The organism is Pseudogracilibacillus amylolyticus (SeqCode) (assembly GCF_051918545.1).
GTDB lineage: Bacteria > Bacillota > Bacilli > Bacillales > Amphibacillaceae > Pseudogracilibacillus.
The window spans coordinates 1-2,682 of record NZ_JBPPZG010000325.1; the positions used below are offsets into that span (position 1 = coordinate 1).

At 35.2% G+C, this 2,682-nt stretch carries 2 protein-coding genes; one reads left to right on the forward strand and one right to left on the reverse strand.

Features of this window, described 5'->3' with window-relative positions; all coding sequences use genetic code 11:
* Window positions 1-82 precede the first annotated feature (82 nt).
* Window positions 83-1,615, reverse strand: a complete 1,533-nt coding sequence (guaA, locus tag ACPYKA_RS20290; protein ID WP_479544001.1) for a glutamine-hydrolyzing GMP synthase — start codon at window positions 1,613-1,615, stop codon at window positions 83-85.
* A 106-nt stretch (window positions 1,616-1,721) separates the two neighbouring features.
* On the opposite strand from guaA, the gene ACPYKA_RS20295 reads away from it, so the two are divergent.
* Window positions 1,722-2,600, forward strand: coding sequence for a PucR family transcriptional regulator (locus ACPYKA_RS20295; protein WP_479544002.1), 879 nt, complete (start codon window positions 1,722-1,724; stop codon window positions 2,598-2,600).
* Window positions 2,601-2,682: the final 82 nt, after the last annotated feature.

Genomic DNA, 2,682 nt, shown 5'->3' on the forward strand with positions numbered 1-2,682 from the left:
ATTATTTTATACCAATTTGTCAATTTAAGATTAAGATAAACACTGTTAAATAGGCGTTCTCTCTTCAAATCAAGTTAGCTTTTTACTCCCACTCGATCGTCGCTGGTGGTTTACTTGTAATATCGTACACAACTCGGTTCACTTGCTCTACTTCCGCTACGATGCGGCGCGAAATTTTTTCTAAGATATCCCAGTCAATGCGTGCCCAATCTGACGTCATTCCGTCAACCGAATGGACAGCACGGAGTCCAACTGTGTAGTCGTATGAACGGGCATCATCTCGAACCCCAACACTCCGGATATTAGGCAACACCGCAAAATATTGCCAAATCTCACGGTCAAGTCCTGCGGAAGCAATTTCCTCACGTAATATAGCATCCGCTTCTCTGACAATCTCCAGTTTTTCTCTAGTTACTTCACCGAGAACGCGGATTCCAAGTCCTGGCCCCGGGAATGGTTGTCGCCAAACGATACGATCGGGTAATCCTAGTGCTGTACCGAGCTCTCGAACTTCATCTTTAAACAATGTGCGAATAGGCTCAATTAATTCAAATTGCATATCTTCGGGCAGTCCCCCTACATTATGGTGAGACTTTACCATTTTCCCCATTTCTGTTCCACTTTCAATCACATCACTGTAAAGTGTTCCTTGTGCTAGAAAGTCTACATCTGTTAATTTGGCAGCTTCTTCATCAAAAACTTCGATAAATTCATTCCCAATAATTTTACGTTTTTTCTCAGGATCTTCAACACCTGCAAGTTTCGATAAAAAGCGTTCAGCTGCATCAATTTGAATAATATTCATGTGAAAATCGTCTGCAAGAGATTCCATAACTTCCTTCGCTTCATTTTTTCGTAATAATCCATGATCAACAAAAATACATGTAAGCTGATCCCCAATTGCTTTATGGATCAATGCTGCAACGACAGAAGAATCTACTCCACCACTCAATGCACAAAGAACTTTTCTATCTCCCACAACTTCTTTAATATGAGCTTTTTCCGTTTCAATAAATCCTTCTATTGTCCAATCACCTTTACATTCACAAATTGAAAACAAAAAGTTTTTCAGCACATCAATCCCATGTTCTGTTTCTTTTACTTCTGGGTAAAATTGAATACCGAACACTTTTTCAGATTCATTACTAAAAGCAGCGATATGATTCTTCGTCTTTGCATCTACTTCAAACTGTTTTGGCACACTTGAAATAGTATTGCCCTTGCTTATGTACACGTTTAGTTCCTTTTCTAAGTCCCTAAATAGTAATGCATCACGTTCGATTTTAATTTTTTCAGTATGATACGATCGTTCTGCTACATGCTCTACTTTTCCATCAAAATGATCGGCTATTAACTGTGCACCGTAACAGATTCCTAAAATCGGAATGCCACTAGAATAAATAGATGTGTCAACACGATATTTATGTTCATCGTGAATATAATATGGTCCTCCAGATAAGATAATTGCTTTAGGATGAAGCGCTTGTACCTCTTCTGCTGTTACTGTATGGGGACGCAATTCACTATACACTCCGAGATTACGAATTTGTCTCATTAACATTTGGGTATAGGGACTTCCAAAATCGATAACTAATACTACTTCATTTTTACTCATGTTATCTTCTCCTCACTCACTTATCGTACTTGCCTATTATACAACTTCACGATTAAATTTGGTAATATATTAAAAAGACCTTAAAAAATACAAGGAGTTTTCTCTTATGTTGAAGCAATTGCAAACAATTTATCCATCTATCATTAAATATAACCAACAAAAACAAGAACACGTAAATGACTATGTTTGGTTTATTACGGATCAAAAAGAGGTATTTGGTATACTTCGAAAAGAACTTTCCAAAAAGGAGCTTATCCTTTTATCCACTTTATTAACAAGATATAATCAGCTTTTACCCGAAAAAACAAATGAAGAAGAGTATTGGTATGACTTAATAGCGGAAAAGTCGAGTACAGCTCACTTATCCCCTTTTCGGTTCATTTATTTTACGATTCAGCCAGATCAAATTGATCCCACCTCCTTTAAAGCAGCAATAACTGAATTATTTGGTAAGTATGTTCCCATATTATGGGAGGATGAAACGACTGGAATTTTAGTCGAGGAAATTTCCATTACAGAGGAACAAATTGATTATGCCCAAATTATCAACATTTTAATGGCAGACTTATCGGTTCATATTCATTTTTATATTGGAGATATACAGGCTAATAGTAACGATATAAAACAATATTATACTTCATTAATTAACGGCGGTAAAATAATTTTTCAATTAACAAACGAAGAAGTAATTAGCTATCAACAATCTATCCCTTACTTATTATTAAACCAAACGGATCAACAAACGAAAAAACATTTAATTACATCTGTTTTAAAAAAATTTGAAGATGACGAGGAAATGTTAAAAACGTTAGAAATGTTTTTTAATAACAATTTAAATGTTTCCGAAACAGCGAAAAAAATGTATATGCACAGAAATAGTTTACAATACCGAATTGATAAATTCACTAATGAAACCGGTATTAATATCCAAAAGTTTGATGAAGCACTTGCTGTTAAGTTGGCATTAGTAGCCAAAAAAAGTTAATACTATCTCTTCATTCGTCAATTTGCACATAAAGCAGACAAATCTTTGTGCAATTTTGTTATATATGAAAGCGCTGTTTTAT